Origin of the sequence: Auritidibacter sp. NML120636, from assembly GCF_003185945.1 — a bacterium.
Classification (GTDB): Bacteria; Actinomycetota; Actinomycetes; order Actinomycetales; family Micrococcaceae; genus Auritidibacter; species Auritidibacter ignavus.
The window spans coordinates 327,993-346,599 of the sequence record NZ_QHLO01000001.1 but is presented as its reverse complement, the minus strand read 5'-3'; the positions used below and the strand labels follow the sequence as shown (position 1 = coordinate 346,599).

At 56.3% G+C, this 18,607-nt stretch carries 16 protein-coding genes; 1 reads left to right on the top strand and 15 read right to left on the bottom strand.

Annotated elements, in window-relative coordinates; translation table 11 throughout:
- Positions 1–93: 93 nt before the first annotated feature.
- The 12 genes from DCC25_RS01515 to ftsY all read right to left on the bottom strand — a co-directional run bounded on the left by DCC25_RS01515 (position 94) and on the right by ftsY (position 10,571).
- Complete coding sequence (locus DCC25_RS01515; protein ID WP_320410248.1) at positions 94–528, bottom strand: DUF2469 family protein; 435 nt, start codon at positions 526–528, stop codon at positions 94–96.
- A 20-nt stretch (positions 529–548) separates the two neighbouring features.
- Complete coding sequence (locus DCC25_RS01510) at positions 549–1,271, bottom strand: ribonuclease HII (RefSeq protein WP_110100356.1); 723 nt, start codon at positions 1,269–1,271, stop codon at positions 549–551.
- The gene (gene lepB / locus DCC25_RS01505) at positions 1,271–2,017 is read right to left on the bottom strand and encodes a signal peptidase I (RefSeq protein WP_110100355.1); all 747 of its coding nucleotides are present in this window, start codon (positions 2,015–2,017) and stop codon (positions 1,271–1,273) included. Before lepB (DCC25_RS01505) ends, DCC25_RS01510 begins: the two co-directional genes overlap by 1 nt.
- Positions 2,018–2,029: 12 nt before the next feature.
- On the bottom strand, positions 2,030–2,692 hold the full coding sequence (gene lepB, locus DCC25_RS01500; protein ID WP_117328625.1) for a signal peptidase I: 663 nt from the start codon (positions 2,690–2,692) through the stop codon (positions 2,030–2,032).
- Between the two features lie 29 nt (positions 2,693–2,721).
- Entirely contained in the window at positions 2,722–3,072 is a 351-nt protein-coding gene (gene rplS, locus DCC25_RS01495) for a 50S ribosomal protein L19 (protein WP_110099484.1), read from the bottom strand.
- Positions 3,073–3,237: 165 nt separating this feature from the next.
- Positions 3,238–3,954, bottom strand: a complete 717-nt coding sequence (gene trmD, locus DCC25_RS01490) for a tRNA (guanosine(37)-N1)-methyltransferase TrmD (protein ID WP_110100353.1) — start codon at positions 3,952–3,954, stop codon at positions 3,238–3,240.
- 5 nt (positions 3,955–3,959) lie between these two features.
- A complete protein-coding gene (rimM, locus tag DCC25_RS01485; RefSeq protein ID WP_110100352.1) occupies positions 3,960–4,514 on the bottom strand; it encodes a ribosome maturation factor RimM in 555 nt (184 codons plus the stop codon).
- A 115-nt stretch (positions 4,515–4,629) separates the two neighbouring features.
- Positions 4,630–4,869: an RNA-binding protein gene (locus DCC25_RS01480; RefSeq protein WP_110100351.1), complete on the bottom strand. Its 240-nt coding sequence runs from the start codon at positions 4,867–4,869 to the stop codon at positions 4,630–4,632.
- A gap of 2 nt (positions 4,870–4,871) precedes the next feature.
- Positions 4,872–5,330, bottom strand: a complete 459-nt coding sequence (gene rpsP / locus DCC25_RS01475) for a 30S ribosomal protein S16 (protein ID WP_110100350.1) — start codon at positions 5,328–5,330, stop codon at positions 4,872–4,874.
- A gap of 192 nt (positions 5,331–5,522) precedes the next feature.
- Positions 5,523–7,127, bottom strand: a complete 1,605-nt coding sequence (gene ffh / locus DCC25_RS01470) for a signal recognition particle protein (RefSeq protein ID WP_110100349.1) — start codon at positions 7,125–7,127, stop codon at positions 5,523–5,525.
- 175 nt (positions 7,128–7,302) lie between these two features.
- Positions 7,303–9,072, bottom strand: coding sequence for an N-acetylmuramoyl-L-alanine amidase (locus tag DCC25_RS01465; RefSeq protein WP_110100348.1), 1,770 nt, complete (start codon positions 9,070–9,072; stop codon positions 7,303–7,305).
- Between the two features lie 299 nt (positions 9,073–9,371).
- Complete coding sequence (gene ftsY, locus DCC25_RS01460) at positions 9,372–10,571, bottom strand: signal recognition particle-docking protein FtsY (protein WP_233487817.1); 1,200 nt, start codon at positions 10,569–10,571, stop codon at positions 9,372–9,374.
- Positions 10,572–10,682: 111 nt separating this feature from the next.
- Here ftsY and DCC25_RS01455 point away from each other — a divergent pair, with 111 nt between their 5' ends.
- Positions 10,683–11,990 carry an MFS transporter gene (locus DCC25_RS01455; RefSeq protein WP_110100347.1) on the top strand — a complete coding sequence of 436 codons (1,308 nt, stop codon included), beginning with the start codon at positions 10,683–10,685 and terminating at the stop codon, positions 11,988–11,990.
- On the opposite strand, the gene smc is transcribed toward DCC25_RS01455, so the two are convergent.
- From smc to DCC25_RS01440, 3 genes are all read right to left on the bottom strand, one after another.
- Entirely contained in the window at positions 11,959–15,558 is a 3,600-nt protein-coding gene (gene smc / locus DCC25_RS01450) for a chromosome segregation protein SMC (protein ID WP_110100346.1), read from the bottom strand. The genes DCC25_RS01455 and smc overlap by 32 nt on opposite strands.
- 31 nt (positions 15,559–15,589) lie before the next feature.
- A complete protein-coding gene (gene wecB, locus DCC25_RS01445) occupies positions 15,590–16,753 on the bottom strand; it encodes a non-hydrolyzing UDP-N-acetylglucosamine 2-epimerase (protein WP_110099475.1) in 1,164 nt (387 codons plus the stop codon).
- A 215-nt stretch (positions 16,754–16,968) separates the two neighbouring features.
- Positions 16,969–18,516: a hypothetical protein gene (locus tag DCC25_RS01440; protein ID WP_158524698.1), complete on the bottom strand. Its 1,548-nt coding sequence runs from the start codon at positions 18,514–18,516 to the stop codon at positions 16,969–16,971.
- Positions 18,517–18,607: the final 91 nt, after the last annotated feature.

The window sequence follows — 18,607 nt, the reverse complement described above, 5'->3', positions numbered from 1 at the left end:
ACCTGGTGAATTTCTGTGGACAATCACAACACGACCCACCACCTGTGGACAACAACGACGCCCCCAGAAGACCACCAGGAACACACCACGAGACTAAGCACACGATTCGGGACCCAGTCCGACCTGCGTACTCACGTCGAGATCCTGATCTGGCAACTCTTCGATATTGACGTCTTTGAACGAGACCACGCGAGCGTTATGAATAAACCTGTTGGGACGGAACACATCCCAGACCCACCCATCCTCAATGTAGACCTCGAAGTAAGTTTGCCCCTTGTCCTCCACCGTGGTGAGCTCCACGTGGTTCGTTAAATAGAACCGCCGTTCGGTTTCAACGATGTGTGTAAACAGGTGCAGAACGTCTCGGTACTCTCTGTAGAGGTTGAGCTCCTGGGTGGCATGGTATTCTTCAAGATCGTCCTCGGAGTCGTGCATATCTCCATCATAGGTAATCCTGGCTACCCCGGGGCGAGGCGTAGCGGATACGACACCGGCGAGGCTGCGATCACGCTCGACGGCCGAATACATTCTGCGCAACTTCTCCAATCCTACAGCAGTGTGTCTTGACGATGTGCTGCCGGAATCAGATGCCAGCTCCGCCGATGATACGGAGAGATGCCCTGGTCGCGCAGTGCTTGGCGATGCTGTGCCGAGCCATATCCTTTGTTATGAGACCAGCCGTAGTCGGGGTAGAACGCATCAGCCTCGGTCATCAGTCGGTCGCGACAGACCTTGGCCACAATGGATGCGGCAGCCACACTCGCACAGTCCCGGTCGGCCTTGACCTGTAGATGTACTCGAAGCTCATCCGGGAGATGCCGCTGTTCCTCAGCGACCTCGACCGGCAGGCTTAACAGCCAGTTGAATTTTCCATCCAGGATTAGCACATCGGGCACCCGGTGATGTCGCCTCACCAGGTCATACCAGGCCCGGTACCCGGCGACCGCCAGCGCGGCGTTGATCCCCCACCGGTCAAATTCTGCCGGCTCGGCGTGGCCGATGCCCACCATCCACGATGTGTGAATCGTGTCTGAGAGAGTTTCTCGACGTCGGGCAGACAGCATCTTGGAATCCCGCAACCCCGGGATGAGGAGCGTGGTGAATGGGGAAACAACACTGATTCCCACTGTTACTGGCCCAGCCAGCGCACCGCGTCCGACTTCGTCCATGCCGGCCACCAGGATGGTGTCTTTGGGATAGTGGTCGGGCCGGTGGGTACTTTCGTCGGCGGCGAGCTGACGTTCTGTCGCGAAGCTAGCGTCGGCAACCATTAGGGTTCAGGCACGTCGTTGAAAGGTTCGTCATTCGACCCGGCCGGGCCCCACCGGTCAATGGGCCAGGCAATGACCTCAGCACGTCCGACCACATCATCGACGTTAACGAATCCGTCGTTGGGCCCTTCCTGGTGGGCTCGGGAGTCTCCCGAGGCATTGCGGTGATCGCCCATCACCCAGAGCTTGCCTTCAGGCACGGTGACGTCGAAGTCTTGGTCGGATCCCGAGGCACCCGGATACACGTAGGGCTCGTCAATGATCTCCCCGTTGACTTGAATCTTGCGGGTTTGTTCATCGACGGTGACGTGATCGCCAGGCATGCCGATGATACGTTTCACCAGGTGCTGTTCTGAGGAATTTGGGAGGAGACCAACGCCTTCGAACACAGTCTCAAAGACGTTGCTGTCGTCGTCAACCGGCGGGAGCCAGCCCTGCGTATCTTCGAACACGACGATATCACCGCGTTTCAGGTCGGCCACCCCGGGAACCATGAGGTTGACGAAGATCCGGTCATTGACTTGCAGAGTGTTCTCCATTGATCCGGAGGGAATCACGAAGGCCCGGAAGAAGAAGGTTTTGATGATAAAAGACAGGACGAGAGCAGCGACGACAATAATGAGGATTTCTCGCACATTGACCCAGATACGACGTCCCAGACTCGGTGCGTCTTGGCGGTCATCACCCTGGTATGCAACATCATCGGACTGCTCGTTCAGATCAACGTCCTTGTCTAATTTGCTCATCGTGGATTTACTCTACTCTCTGGAAGTTCGAACAGGTCCTAGCACGCGTTCATTGTGCACCATGCCACCACCGGGGGCACCCAGCAAATCCCGAGAATCGAGGGAGGATTCCCGGTTGTCCCCCAGGAGAAAGACTCTGTCTTCGGGTACCGTGACGTCAAACGCTGTGCTTGAGGCAGGCCGGTCAGGCTCAGCAAGATAGTGCTCTTCGTGGAGCTCTTGGCCGTTGATTTCGATGCGACCGTTCGCGGTGCAGCAGGTGACCCGGTCTCCGCTGATGCCAATCACTCTTTTGACCACGTTGTCACGACTCGGGGCGATGCCGATCCATGCTCCCACGCTTTCGAGCACGTCCTGGAACGGTTGTTCCGGTTGATAGGGGGTAAATGAGCCTTGAGCATCGATGACCACCACATCTCCGCGCTCTACCGGATGGTGCTCGTAGTAGTCCGGGTCGATCCAAATACGCTCTCCGACTTGCAGTCCGGGTTCCATGGACTCAGAAGGAATCACGTACGAGTCGCTAAACCACCAGCGCAAGGTGAACACGATCGCCAGCACCACCACCAGCACGAAAATCAGCCCCCACATCAGGGCTTTGGCTCCCCCCGACACAGCAACGGACCGCGAGCCATCACGAGGGCTCACGGTCCGTTGCTGGTTCTGCTGTGTCACCGTCAGGACAAGCTACTGATCAGCGCTGACTAGGAGTCAACGCGCTTCTCGGGAATACGAGCAGCCTTACCGTGACGATCGCGCATGTAGTACAGCTTGGCACGACGCACGTCACCGCGCTTCTTGACCTCGATCTTGTCGATCACGGGAGAGTGCAACGGGAACTTGCGTTCAATACCGACGCCGAAGGACGTCTTGCGCACGGTGAAGGTTTCGCGCAGGCCCGAGCCCTGACGGCCCAGAACGTAGCCTTCGAAAACCTGAACACGCTGGGTCTTACCCTCGATAATGTTCACGTGAACAGCGACGGTGTCGCCGGCCTGGAAATCAGGAATGTCGTTGCGCTTCGACTTTGCATCGAGCTGATCTAAGATGTTCATGGATCTCTCCTGGTGGGACGCCGCAGGTCACCCACGTCATACAGCAAGCTCTTGACGTCTTGCGATGGAAATTTCGAGACACCCTTGTTGAGGGTTGTCCCGGTGCACACAGGCGGTACGCTATCCCCCGCGGCAGACAGCGGACCCAGCGGGCACGAGTATCTATTATGCCAGATCCTTGCGGATTTTCCATAAATCAGGTCTGCGACTCTTGGTTCGTTCCTCAGCTTGTGCTAAACGCCACGCGTCGACTTTGCCGTGATCTCCGGAAAGAAGTACCTCGGGGACCTCTCGTCCCCGCCACGTGGCGGGTTTGGTGTAGACAGGATATTCCAAGAGCCCATCTGAATGGGATTCTTCCACCAACGACGCAGGGTTTCCTACCACTCCAGGAATCAATCGCCCGATAGCTTCGATCATGGCCAAGGTCGCGACTTCTCCCCCATTGAGCACATAGTCGCCCAAGGACACAAGGTGCACTTCGAAGAGTTCTTCAGCCCACTCAAACACTCGTTCATCGATGCCCTCATAGCGTCCGCAGGCAAAAACCAGATGTTCGCAGTCCGCTAGGGTCGCGGCGGTGGGTTGAGCGAAAACCTCCCCGGACGGAGTCGGGATCACTAAATGCGGTGTGCCATAGCCCAGGTGTTTGCCGTGGGATGCCACTTCTTCCAGAGCACGTGCCCACGGCTCCGGTTTCATGACCATTCCAGCCCCACCACCGTAGGGTGTATCGTCCACGGTGCGATGCCGGTCGGTGGTCTGGTCCCTGAGATCATGGACATGAATCTCCAGCAGGCCCTTGTGGCGGGCTTTACCGATCAGCGAGACGTCCAGGACCTCGAAAAACTCGGGAAAGATGCTAATAATGTCGATGCGCATCGGGGTTAGTCCTGTCCCAGTTCCAATAAGCCAGCAGGCGGGGTGAGGATCACCAGTTGTTGGTCCACGTCGATCTCCGGAACGATTTCGACCACGAAGGGTACGAGGTTTGTCGTGCCGTTGGTGCGTGTGACTTCGAGCAAGTCCTGGGCCTCCCCAGGGATCAGGTCCGAGATGGTACCGATCGTCTCACCCTCAACAGAGTCGAGTTTGACCGTAAAGTCCGCTAAGTCTTCGGCGTACCACGCATCATCATCGTCTTCCAGGTCTTCCGGTTCAGCATAGAGCTGGCAATTACGGTACTGTTCGGCCTGGTTCCGGTCGCTGATCTCTTCGAAGGACAGGAGCAAAATATGCTTATTCCAGCGGGCGTTGTTGACCGTCAGGCTACCAGCTAATGGCGAGTCTTTTTTTCCATGATCCACGGTGAGCACCGCGCCGGGAACAAAACGAGTTTCTGGGGTGTCTGTGAAGATCTGAACGGTGACGTCGCCTTTAATGCCGTGGGGTTTGCCGATCCGGGCCACTCTCACGAGCCCGTCTAGCTTTTCCTGGGCCATGCCGATTCTTGCTCCTTAGTACCTGCTGGTGCTGGGTGGTTGTCATGTTAAAACACCGAGGGTTCCTAGAACAATGTGATCGGTGTTCTAGGAACCCTCGAGGTCATCTCTGCTTTTAGTGACGACGGTCCGTGTCAACCACGTCTACTCGCACCGAGTATCCGGCCAGCCCGTCAACGACAGCGCGCAGGGCATTGGCGGTCCGACCTTTTCGGCCTATAACACGGCCGAGATCGTCGGGATTTACTCGCACTTCGAGAAGCTCGCCACGGCGGTTTTCACGGAGGTCAACCTGTACGTCCTCGGGATAATCAACGATCCCTCGGACCAGGTGTTCCAACGCTTCTTGCAACATGATTATTCAGACTTTTCTTTGCTGTCTGCGTTCTCTTCAGTCGCAGACTCATCGGTGCTCTCTTCAGCCTGGCCCTCAGCCTGGTCTTCTTCCTTGTCATCACCCTTCGGGGTAATGGCCTCAGGAATAATCACCGACCCCTTCTCCGGAGCAACAAACTCCTCTTTAGCTTCCGGCTGCTTCAAGGTGGACTCGTCGTAGGACTCGCCCTTGAACTTCTGCCAGTCGCCAGTCAGCTTCAGCAAAGCCTGGACCTGTTCGGTCGGCTGAGCGCCGACCGACAACCAGTACTGAGCACGCTCAGAGTCAATCTTGATGAAAGAAGGGTTCTGCGTCGGGTGGTAGAGACCGATCTCTTCGATGGCACGACCATCACGCTTGGTGCGGGAATCCATCACCACAACACGGTAGTGCGGCGAACGAATTTTACCCAGACGCTTCAGACGAATTTTTACAGCCACTGTTGTGGTTACTCCTCTTTCTCACATTGAGTGCACGTCAACGTTTTCACTGGGGATCAAAGTTGAAACGTAGCGTGCGAACGGAAACGCAGAGGAAAGGATAGAGGGTCGTTTCCTCCGCGAATCAGTACCGAACCATTATGCCAGACAACGCACTCTTATTTCCACTCGACGCCCCGTGGTGGATAACCCCTATTTCAGGAACTTCTCGAAGCCTTTCGGCAAGTTGAGCTGACTGGGATCCATTCCCTGAGAGTTTTGAGCACCACCAAAAGAGCTGCCTTTCAAGGGATTTGGCTTGGGACGGTTAGCGGCTTTCTGCGCTTGCTCCCGCGCTGCAGCCTCCGCTTTAGCGGGGTTGCCGTAGCGCTGTTTCTTGGCGTTCTTTTTGCCACCTTTACCTTTTTTCTTGCCCCCGTGGCCACCCGCTGGCATACCGGGAATATTGGGCATGCCAGGAATACTCGGCATGCCTCCACCCGAGGCCATCTTCTTCATGACTTTCTGAAGCTGGCCAAACTGTTCGACCAAAGTATTGACGTCAGAGACTTTAACCCCAGAACCTTTTGCGATGCGAGCGCGTCGCGATCCGTTCAGGATCTTCGGCGCGTTCCGTTCATGCGGGGTCATCGACCGAATAATAGCTTCAATACGGTTAATGTGGGAATCGTCGAATTGGTCAAGTTGTTGGCGCATACTCTGGGCGCCGGGCATCCGCATCAACAGCTTCTTCATTGACCCCATGTTCTTGAGTTGCTGCATCTGCGACAAGAAGTCGTCAAAGGTGAAGTCCTCTTGCCCGGCGAACTTCTTCGCCATCTTTTCGGCTTCGGCCTTGTCCCAGTTACGTTCGGCCTGCTCGATCAGGCTCATCACGTCACCCATGTCGAGGATACGTGATGCCATGCGATCGGGGTGGAAGACTTCAAAGTCTTTGATGCTCTCCCCGGTGGAGGCGAACATAATGGGTTTGCCCGTGATGTGTTTGACCGACAGGGCGGCGCCACCGCGAGCGTCCCCGTCCATCTTCGACAGGACGACACCGGTAAAACCGACACCTTCGTTAAACGCCTGAGCGGTGGCCACCGCGTCCTGACCGATCATCGCGTCGAGGACGAACAGCACTTCCTGCGGGTTAGTCGCAGCTCGGATATCAGAGGCCTGCTGCATGAGCTCTTGGTCGACACCGAGGCGACCAGCGGTATCGATAATCACCACGTCGTGTTGCCGTTTCTTCGCTTCATTAACCCCGTCCAGGGCAACTTGGACCGGGTCACCAGTGGGATCTTCGAACTCCGAGGAGACGCCTGGGTGGGGAGCAAAAACAGGAACTCCGGCCCGTTCACCGTTGATCTCCAACTGACGAACAGCGTTCGGACGTTGCAAGTCAGCTGCGATCAACATCGGGGTATGCCCGTCTTCTTTAAGATGACGGGACAGCTTGCCGGCAAGGGTTGTTTTACCCGCGCCTTGCAGACCCACCAACATGATCACCGTCGGCGGGGTTTTCGCGAACTGGATACGACGGGTCTCGCCTCCAAGGATCTCTTCCAGTTCAGCGTTGACGATTTTGACAACCTGCTGGCCTGGGTTGAGCGCCTGGGAGACTTCTTCACCCAAAGCACGTTCCTTCACGCGCTTGATGAACTCACGCACCGCGGGAACAGCAACGTCAGCATCGAGCAATGCACGGCGAATTTCCCGAGCAGTTGCATCAATATCCGCCTCGGTCAGGCGACCTTTACCCTTCAGATTCTTGAAGGTCGACGTCAGACGGTCTGTCAGAGATGTGAACACTGGAAAGAAACTTCCTTCGGAAACGGTTATTAGCTCCTACCCAGGGTAGCAAGACTTACGTCGGTCTTCAGAAATAGTCAAGTCTGCCTGAGGAATACCAGCGTGACCCCTCAGTCAGAGAGAAACTCACATCACTGTAAACCGTAGCTCCAGTAGCCTTGATGCCGAGTAGGGGTTAGGGCTTGGGAGGTTTATCGCTCAGCACCCGGGAAGGAACCCAACCAGTACCCACCTTGGCAACCACGCGGGTCCACGAACCCTTCGAACCCAACACTCGAACGCGCTCACCAGCCGGAACCGTCCCAATCCGACGCGTCTTCGACGACGTACCAGCACGCATCGGACCAGACGAGGTCACATACTGATATGTCTTCACAGAGGATTCAAATTTGGAAACTTTGGAAGACGCATTGGACCGGATGCTGGGCAGTAGCGCATTCAGGCGGGCCCCGGGGCATGCAGTAGCGTTGGTATGGCGGTGGCCAAGAATGACGGGCGACGAAACGTGAGTACCGCTCTTATAACGCGCGGTCGAGCCCGGAGAAGCGCGCGAGACAAGTGTTGTTTTCCCTTGCGGGTTGAGATCGTACTGGTGCGCCTTCCACGCCAGAACCCGTGTCAGCGAGTTCACCATAGCTGTCGGCGGAGTAGCTGCCTCGAAGTTCCCGATGGCACTGACACCAATAGTGTCTGTGTTGAATCCTCCGGCCTGTGCTCCTATCGGCAAAGAATCCATCGACCCCTTGCGGCCTTCGTAGATCGTTCCATACCGATCGACGAGGAAGTGATATCCGACATCTCCCCAGTCCAGCGTCCGGGCATGGTAGCTATAGATACCGCGAACTTGCGCATAAGCTTGTGACCGCGAGTAGTTGTTGGTCCCCGCTGTGTGGTGGACGTACATCGCTTTGAGCGTGCTGGATTGCTTGCTGGGAGACGCCCAGGATTCGTTGGCACCCCACTGTGACCTTCGGACGATCGTTGGTCGACCTACGCTAGGGTTCTTCTTGCTGGTGGAAACATGGCTGGCGGTGTTGGCAACCACAGCTCCATCATTATCCGAAACACCGGGGTCGATCAGTGTAACCTCCAGGCCCGAAGGAACCTCCCCTGATTCGGTGTTGACGCGAACCTGCACGGCGTCTGCTTCCGTGGTCGCAAGTGGCTCTGTACCGATAACATCGCCCTCGGCCATTTCGTCATCAATGATCTCCAGTGATTCCCACTGAGACCAACGATCTTGCTCGCGAACGCGGATCGAAACATTAGTGACGATTTCAGAAGTGGATCGATGCCAGGTCACACCGGCAATCACGAAATCAATGGATTCCAGAGGAACAGTCAGCGCAGACAGCTCGCCTTCGTCGCTCTCCCCATCCAGAGCAGACTCGCTCAGATGGTCTTCTTCACGATCAGTCGCCGGTTCCGACCCTTCCGCTGCATCGGTAACCGTTTGCCTGGTTTCTTGGTCTGCTACAGTCTCATCGTCCTCAACAGCGTTCTCGCTCGGGTCAGCATCGACCGGTTCGGGATCCGCCAGTTCAGACTCGGTGGATTCCGAGTCGGTGGGTGCAGACTCACTCAGGGCAGACTCAGTTGGATCCTCCGAAACCTCGTTCGTCGCCGGGCTATCCCCCTCTTCATGGGCTTCTGCGTTCAGGGGCTCGGGCGAGGTCTCGGCTTCGATCTCTTCGCCCTCGGGAAGGGCTTCCCGAGAGACACCATCGATAGAAAATACCTGGATATCTTCACTGTGCACCTCCGCCTCAGGAAAGTCAGCCTCTGCAGGTCCTTCGGCGGTTTCGGCAGGCTCGTCGACTGTAGCATTTTGGCTGTGAACCGCAACAGAAACGGTGTCGGCTACTGCTGGACTGACGGTGGAGACACCGAGAGCAAGAAGAACGAATGAAACGGTGAGCTTTTTTCGCAAAGTGAAGCCAGGCATAAGGGGCCTATCCAAGGGGTGTGAGAGAAATGTGAAGACAGTGAGACAGAAGTGTCTAATTAGACAACCATCATGCTACCACAGGGAGACAATCTCAAAGCCGATCGCCTTGCATTAAGAGCGATGCGACCCCCAGACAGCTGAAGCCCTCCACCGAGACAGAAGCGAGCCGGTTCACCAATCGCTCCTGGCCGGGAAGAGGACTTCAATCGTTGCCATGTCACTGAATCAACTCACAGGACTGGGGCACGTCGATAAGACGCCACCTGTCCGGATGGTCTGAGTCAGTGCCACGGAGGTTACTCTGCTATCAGCGCGTCAACGAAACCGTGCGTGTCGAACGGGGCCAAGTCGTCGGCACCCTCGCCCAGGCCAATCAGCTTGACAGGAACACCCAGCTGACGCTGGATTGCGACCACGATGCCTCCCTTAGCAGATCCGTCGAGCTTGGTCAGCACAATACCTGTAACGTTGACGGCTTCGGTAAAGACCTTTGCCTGGGTCAGGCCATTCTGTCCCGTTGTGGCATCGATAACAAGCAGGACCTCGCGGACCGGCGCTTGTTTCTCAGAAACACGCTTAATCTTGCCGAGCTCGTCCATGAGGTTACCCTTGTTCTGCAGACGTCCGGCGGTATCGACGATCACGGTATCGACTTCAGATTCGATGCCCTTCTGCACGGCGTCGAAAGCGACTGAGGCTGGGTCGGTTCCTTCTGCCTCGGAACGTACCGTCTCAACCCCAACGCGGGACCCCCACGTCGCCAGCTGTTCGGCGGCAGCTGCACGGAATGTATCAGCTGCACCAAAGAGCACCGAATGATCTTCAGCCACGAGAACGCGACCAATTTTACCGACAGTGGTGGTCTTGCCCACTCCGTTGACGCCCACCACCATCACAACGGAGGGAAGGCCTTCTTGACGCGATACGGCCAGACGACGATCCATCGTCGGGTCTACCAAGTTAATGAGTTCTTCGCGGAGCATCTCACGGACTTGCTCGGTGTCTTTCGTGCCCTCAACGGTGACTCGTTCACGGAGCTTATCGACAAGTTCCAGTGCGGGACCGGAACCAAGGTCTGCGGTCAACAGAGTCTCTTCGATTTCATCCCAGACATCGTCATCAATGTCGTCCTGGGACAAGAGGGCGAGCAACCCTTTGGAAAAGATGTTGTTGGATTTCACGAGACGCGCACGCAGGCGCCCCAAACGGGTCTTGGCTGCTTCTGGTTTCTCCAGCTCGGGAGCAATCGGCTCCTCGATGACAGTCTCAAGCTCGTCGACTTCGGTCTCAGCCTGAGCTTCCTCCGATGGAGGCAGAACCGGTGTCTCATCTGGGACGGCAGTTTCTGCAACATCCTCCGGAGATGGAGCAACTTCCTCCGGAGTTGCGGTGGTTGTGTACACCACCTTCGTTTCATCAGGTCGATCCGAGACAAACGTCGACACCAGACCGACTAAGACGGGCAGAACAACGGCGCTGATAATAAGGATTTCCACCTCTTCAGTCTTTCATATTCTCCGGGTTCTTGCCGAGCCAGTTTCAGCCCGTTGCTAAGAGCACACTGAGGACAACCGAATCAATCCGGGCTTCGTGATTAAATCGAATATATGCCCCAAGATCGCGATGTCCCGAAAATTCCAGCAGAGCTAAAAGTCCTCATTACAGCGACCTTCCTCATCGCGATCGGGTTCGGTATCGTTGCCCCGATTCTTCCTTTGTATGCAGAGTCGTTTGGTGTCGGGGCATTTGCGGTCTCAGCTGTGGTGTCCTCATTCGGTTTAGCTCGCTTACTCTTCGCCCCCGTCTCCGGCCGAGTCACCAGTAAGTTTGGTGAACCCTATGTCTACACCACCGGCGTCACCATTGTGGCGCTGTCGATGTTTTTGGTGGCCCTTGCTCAGACCTACCCACAACTTCTCATCTTCCGTGGTTTGGGAGGCATTGGCTCCACCCTCTTTACCGTTTCCGCGATGTCGTATCTGGCCCGTAAGTCTCCCCCAACAATCCGCGGGCGGATCTCTGGCGCATATGCCTCTGCTTTCTTGCTAGGCAATATTTTTGGTCCCATCGTCGGCGGTGCTCTTGCAGGGTTGGGGCCTCGTGCTCCTTTTATCATTTATGGTTGTTCCCTTGTGGTCGCCGCGTCGGTCGTCTTCTTCACCCTCACCGGCGTCGGTCGTAGCAAAACGCACCGACCGGCACCAGATGACCGACCGGCGATGAAGCTCAGGCAGGCACTGAGCAATAGTTCTTATCGGGCAACGCTGACATCATTTTTTGCCAATGGCTGGGCTGCGTTCGGGGTGCGAAACTCCGTGACTCCCCTCTTTGCCGCCTCGGCCTTCGCGGGAATGACCTTCTTCCTCGACGGTCCGCAAACCGCGGCGGTCGGGTTGTCCTTATTTGCCGTGGGCAACGTAATTGCTGTGACCTTCTCGTCGAGGCTCTCCGACCGGATTGGGCGTAAGCCCCTGATCGTCTCCGGATTATTCATCGCTGGCGTGACAACTGGCGTGCTCGGCGTGTTCGTTAACCCTTGGTTATTCTTAGCCCTCAATACCATCGCCGGTGCCGGAACGGGTTTGCTCAACGCCCCACAACAAGCTGCGATTATTGACATCGTGGGTCAAGACAAGAAGGCAGGAACTGTGATGGCGACGGCCCAAATGGCATCCGATGTCGGCGGCATTGCCGGACCGTTATTGGTCGGGCTCATTGTCGACGTCGCTGGCTACGCCTGGGGCTTTGGCCTCACCGGGGTTATCTTGGTCACCGCCGCACTGGTCTGGACGTTTTCGCCCGAGACAAACGTCCCTATCACTCCGGGAGGCCCCCGGACCGGGTCCTTACCGAAGATTGATCCGACTCAGTCAGAGGCTAAGACTATGTTTCGTCATGACTCAGACGCTGGCTGATGACCTGGGATACCCCATCTCCACGCATTGACACACCGTAGAGAGCATCGGCGATGTTCATCGTGCGCTGTTGGTGGGTGATAATAATCAGCTGCGAGTCCCGTTGGAGTTCTTTGAAGATCGTCAGCAACCGGGAAAGATTAGCGTCATCCAGCGCAGCTTCTACCTCATCCATCACATAAAAGGGTGAAGGCCGGGCTTTAAAGATCGACACCAGTAGCGCAACGGCGGCTAGCGACCGCTCGCCTCCAGAGAGTAACGATAGCCTCGTGACTTTTTTACCGGCCGGACGGGCATGGACTTCAATGCCCGTTTCCAACATGTTCTCCGGATCGGTCAGGACGAGCGCTCCTTCACCTCCGGGAAAAAGCGTGGAGAAAACATGCTCAAACTGAGCGGAGGTATCCTCGAAGGCTTCTCGAAAGACCCTGAGCACCGTCGCATCGACATCCTCAATAATCTGCAACAGGTCCCTGCGAGAATTCTCTAGGTCCTCCAACTGTTCACTGAGGTATTGGTGTCGTTCCTGCACCGCCGAGTACTCTTCCAAAGCCAGCGGATTGACTTTGCCGAGCGCGCGCAATTCACGCTCGGCCTTCTTCAAGCGTTTCTCCTGTTCGTCTCGACGGTAAGCAGTCGACGATACAGCCTCGTCCTGATCTTGCTGGCCCTCGTTAAATTCGGGGATTGGTTGGTCGGTCCCAAAATTCGCGACCAGATAGTCGTGGGTGTACCCCAAAGTGTCCAGACTTTTTTGTTTGAGTTGCTCGAGCTTAATTTCTTGCTCCTGGCGGGCAAGCTGACGAGCGTGGGTACGTTCTTTGAGTTTCTCTAGATCAGATTGAGCCTGCTGGCGTCGGTGAACCAGAGCTTCCCGACGTTGCTGAGTTTTTTCACGAGTGGCCGCGAACTCTTGCTCATCAACCTCAGCACGACGAACCGAACTACCGATCTTTTCCAGAACTGTATTTACGGCCACGTGGACCTGTTCGAGGTGAGAGACTCGGTGTCGTTGCTGGTGTAGCGCGCGGGAATACTCTTGTTCTGCCAGGTGAGCAGCAGATAGCCTCCGCCGGGCTTGTTCCACGCGTTGTTGTGCCTGTTGTTCAGTCGACTCCTGAGTTCGCAACGCCAGCCGCGCATCCGTTTCAGCCCGTCGAGCTTCGACGGCGCGAGCCTCTGCACGCTCGGCTTCTTGTTCGCTCGGCGAATCTTCCGAGGTGTGCTGTTGCGACGCTACCCGCTCGGCAGCCACGGCTGTATCGTAAGCCTCCTGGTATCCTGTCACACGGTTCTGAGCCGCCTGAAGGTGATCGGCAAGCTCCTCCAATTGTTGCTCTGAACGCTCGCTATTCTGCAGGGTTTGGGCCAAGCTATTCTTCGTCGCTGCCTGTCGCTCCAGGTAGGTCGTCTCTCGCCGTCGAGCTTCATCTACCCTCTCGCGGATCTCGTCATGAGTTTGCTGCGAGGTGCGTACTTCCTGTCTCATACCCTCAATGTGTTGCTGTTGAGTCGAGATCTCCGTGTCAAGCCGATCTCGGGTCTTTTCGGCATCATCAAGCGACCCGCGAGCTTCGACATGGCTACTCCCGCCGGCTCCGTGAACCTGGACCCACAGATGCGTCATGAGGTGTCCATTCCGGGTAGCGATCACCACATGGGCATTATCGAGGTCGGTCTCCTCGAAGCGTTGTATAGCGCGTTCGGCTTCCTCGAGGTCTTCGCACAGCACGACGTGTCCGAACAGCTCTTGCAATGTCGCGGTCACGGCAGAATTCGCGTCTGGCTCACGCGCGAAGACGTGGTCTACCGCAGTAACAAGCCCATCAGGGAGTTGTTGCCGCTTCACGTAACTCTCCCCTTCAGAGGTGGGAGTGTAAATCCGCGTGGTCTCAACCTCGCCGTGTTGCAATAAGTCCACAGCAGCCTTGGCGGTTTGCGAGTCATCCGCCCAAAGCTGTTCAACCGCCACCGGTAGCACGGCCGCAACGGCGCGTTCCCACCCAGCTGAGACCACAAATTGAGAACTCAATTCTTCGACAGCCAGATCCATTAAAGACGCCCGAGCCGAGCCCTTGTGTGGTTCCAACGAATCCTTGAGGACCTCGATCCGTGCCTGGATAGCGCTATATTCACGATTCTGCGCGGCCAAGTGTGCCATCAGGTCATCCAGTTGGCCACGCTTCTGGGACAGTTTCCGGTCCGCCTCGTCAAGCTGGCCTTCGATCTGTGCACGTTGCCGTGCTGCCTCATCGGCCTGCGTTTGGTATGCGGAAAGTGAGTTTTGTAGCTCACGAAGACTGTCTTGACGGTACTCTGATTCTTCAGTCACGTGCCTGCGCTGGGCTTTCACTGCTTCCAGTTCAGCGATGGCCGAGGCGAGCTTTGCTTCTGCTGTGGCAATGGCGCGGTGACGTTGGGCCTCTTCTTGCAGTGAGTCCGTATATGCTTGCGAAGCGATTCTTGCTGCACGCTCGGCATCGTCCTTTTCCTGGATGGCCCGCGCCAGGGCCTTATCGGTTTCTGCTCTGGTATCGCAGATTTGCCGATATTCTTCGGCGGCTTGATCAAGCTGGGCTTGCGCTTGCTCGGCGGTGATGGTCGTGGTTTTCGTGATCGGTGCCGACGCGGTCCGCAGCCGTTCGTCGGTCACCGACAGCAACGACCGATACCGTTCCTGCAAACCACTGAGCCCGTACCGGTGTTCACGAGCGACGGTGGCCGCCTGCGTAATGTCGTCGAGTTCTTGGTCCAGCGCGTCCATTTGTTCAGAGACCTGAGTGATGTTCTGGCGAGCCGCGACGAGCTCTTCGTCGTTGCCCCGATCTTGTTCCACCAGATCTGCCACCACCCGCAGTTGCTGCTCCACGTCGTCGGCCAGCAGTCTGGCACGGGCATCTCGGACATCGTATTGGATGCGCTGGGCTTTGCGTGCCGTGTCGGCTTGACGCGAGAGTGGTCCTAGCTGGCGACGGACTTCTTCAGTGAGGTCTCTGACTCGGTCCAGGTTCCCACGCATCGCATCGAGTTTGCGAACCGACCGTTCTTTCCGGCGACGATGCTTCAGAATTCCGGCGGCTTCTTCAATGAACCCCCGTCGCTCCTCCGGTGTGGCATGGAAAATGCGGTCGAGTTGCCCCTGACCGACGATGACATGCATTTCTCGACCGAGCCCCGAGTCACTGAGAAGCTCCTGGATATCGAGCAGTCGGGCCGGTGACCCATTGATTTGGTACTCGGATCCGCCGGCTCGAAACAGGGTGCGGGAAATGGCCACTTCGGAGTATTCAATCGGGAGGGCACCATCAGAATTATCGATGGTCAGGGTCACCTGTGCCCGCCCCAAAGCCTGGCGACCTGAGGTGCCTGCGAAGATGACGTCCTCCATCTTGCCACCGCGCAGGTTCTTCACACCCTGCTCGCCCATCACCCAGGCCAGTGCATCGACAACATTTGATTTCCCCGACCCATTGGGGCCGACGACGGCGGTGATCCCAGGTTCAAATTCGAAAGTAGTTTTGGAAGCGAAGGACTTAAACCCTCGAACCTCGAGCTTTTTCAGATACATTTACACGTCACACCGGACGGCAAATAAGCCCTTATTCACCGAGTCCGTCGTCAAATTGTGGTAAACGAGAGCCCACGCCGAGTAGCTCTGCAATCGCCGAGACAGAACGCGGTGCGGCCCGGCCGTCACCATAGGGGTTTACCGCATTGGCCATCTTGGCGTATGCCTCGTCATTTGTGAGCAACTCGGAGACTTCCTCGACAACGCGCTCTTCGGCGGTACCAATCAGTCGGACGGTTCCGGCGGTCACCGCTTCGGGACGCTCGGTGTTCTCGCGCATCACGAGCACCGGTTTGCCCAGACCTGGTGCTTCTTCCTGAACGCCACCGGAGTCGGTGAGGACGACGGTGCTGAGGTTCATCAAGTGGGTAAATTCCCCGTATGCCAACGGCTCGGTGACGATGACATTTTCTTTGCCTTCCAGGAACGGCAGAATTGCCTCACGCACTACAGGGTTCTTATGGGCTGGCAAAACAATGGTCGCGTCCGGGTGTGAGTCCGACAGTCGTGCCAATGCTCGGCCGACACCGCGCATCGCATCACCCTGGTTCTCACGGCGGTGAGTCGTGACGAGGACGACCTTTCGTCCCTGGTCTACCTGCTCGATCAGTTCTTGCAAAGCAGGTTCACTGAACGGAACACGCTGGTCCACCACTTCAAGCAGGGCATCGATGACCGTGTTACCGGTGACGTAGATATCGTGCGCGTTGACGGCCTCACGGAGGAGGTTATCGCGACTGACCGAGGTCGGTGCTAAGTGAAGAGAAGAAATCTGGGAGGTAATCTTCCGGTTCGCTTCTTCCGGGAACGGGGAAAAGATATTGAAGCTACGGAGCCCGGCTTCGGCATGAACCACTGGCACACCACGGTTGAAGGCGGCAATGGCGCCAGCTGTGGAAGTCGACGTGTCACCTTGGACCACCACGGCATCGGGTTTCTCTTCATCCATGATCGCGTCGAGACCATTGATGGTTTTCGCCATCACCATGTTCAGGGTCTGGCGGGGCTGGATGATATTGAGGTCGTGGTCGGGAGTGATTCCGAAAAGCTCATTCACCTGGTCCAACATTTCCCGGTGTTGTCCAGTGACGGTCACCACACACTCGAATTGATCCGACTCCTGAAGAGCTTTCACAATCGGGGCCATCTTAATCGCTTCGGGGCGGGTGCCGTAGACCGGCATGATTTTCATTATGTCTCTACTCCTACATCACTACGACACAACGACCTCACGCGGCAGTGAGCCGGTGATTTCATTTTAGTATGCCGAGACAACCCTACACAGCTACCACCCTAATCAGCACATTTTCGTTGGGAGGGCCGAGATAAACATATGACCTTTCTCGATATCCTTTCCTTAGTACCCGCATGACTGCACTGTGATCACTGTGATCGCCGACATTCCCCGGGCTAGATACTGATCGCGCTGGTGCTCGGTACCTTTATCACGTTTTGCGGGCTGTCCTTTCTTCTGATGAACGTGAGAACTGTATATCTCCCCGATTCCTCAACGCCAGTAAAAGCGTACCGAGGAGTGTCTTGGTACCAAACTTCGGAGATTTCTGTCCCATCGCGATACAGGTAGAAAGCCCATTCATACTCACTCGGTTCGACACTGGCGAAATCGTTAGCCACAAGTATTCGCCCATGGATACGTTGCACGGTTGTCACTGAACTAGTGGGATCAGGATAAGACAGTGCGGCCGATGATTCACGCAGATCTGTAATCAGCCGAACCTTGGTTCGTGGAGCGGTTTCGTCCGCAGAAAGTCCTGGAACCGATAGGGTCTTCAGTGAGGCGATCTCGGGTGGGGGTGGCGTCACGACATCCAAGGCCGAGGCGACTTTTCCGAGAATGGTTGATCTGTTCAGTATACCCTGCTCCATCGTCCTTAATACTGCTTCATGTTGTTGTTGCAGAGGCTCTTGAAACTGCTCTGGAGCGTGTCCAACGATCGTCGCGAACCCTTCACGGATGAAGAGATCTCCAGCTCGCTGAGCGTTGAATGTGAAGCGCTGCGCGTCTGCCTCATCGCGTCGAATCTGTACGGTTTTGCCACTATCCGCTACATCATACGATTCGCGCCATGAGTCGTCGTCCGGCACCTTTTTCAGCTCTGCAGTGGTGAGACGGCTTGTCCACTGATCACTGTCGAAAGGGTACTTCAGCAACTGGGGCGCCGAAGCCTGGAATATGTCTTTGACCAGCTTGCCTTGGGTTCTTTCGTGGAATTCAGCGAGTCGCGACGCTTGCAAAAAGTAAGGATTAGCCAGTGGAAACAAGGGGACTTCGCGCTTGTCTAAAGCCTGTCGCGTGATACCGAAATGGTACCTATTCCTAGTCCGAAAGTAGTATCCGTCGAGGCGTTGGAACAGGTCGGATCCCCTAGAGCGTTTAAAGGTTCTTTCGAAATGCTCAGCAACTAATGGTTTGAAGTGCTTATTCGCAAGCCGGGGGTAGCTGTGCGCTTGGAGAAAAAAGTTGAAGACCCGCGGGTCCGACATCGATACGCCCTTTCCAAGTTCCCGGAAAACACGGTTAGCCAGACCTTCAGCAGACCCCGGGACGCGAAGTAGCTCTCCTCCACCTCCGCGGATCGTCATCTGGGGAATGGCGTATTCTCCTGAAAAATCGGACAGAAACATCTCGTAGTTGCGATTCGAATCGCGTATTTGATGGGTGAAGACACGCTCACTGAACAATAAGGATAAACCGCACTGTTCAGTAGGGCCCCACCACTCCATGCCGTGATCAGCGCGAATCGCATTGGCGAGCTGAATATCTCGCCCGTAAACCTTACGTTTCTTACCCTCATATCTTCGTGGGTCAAACGTCAAGACCTTGAAGTCTTGATGAGCACCAGTCAGTGTCAGGAGCGCTAGAGCGAGCCGGGAGTCAACGCCTCCGGAAAGGGTGATAACTTTCCGAGCGGACAACGAATTCACTGCAGTCGTCAAGGACTCTCTGGCTAGCTCTATGCCTAACGACACGGCGTCGGTGTAGTCATTGATTGTCTCAGAGCCCCCCAGTGTAACCCGCGGACGGATG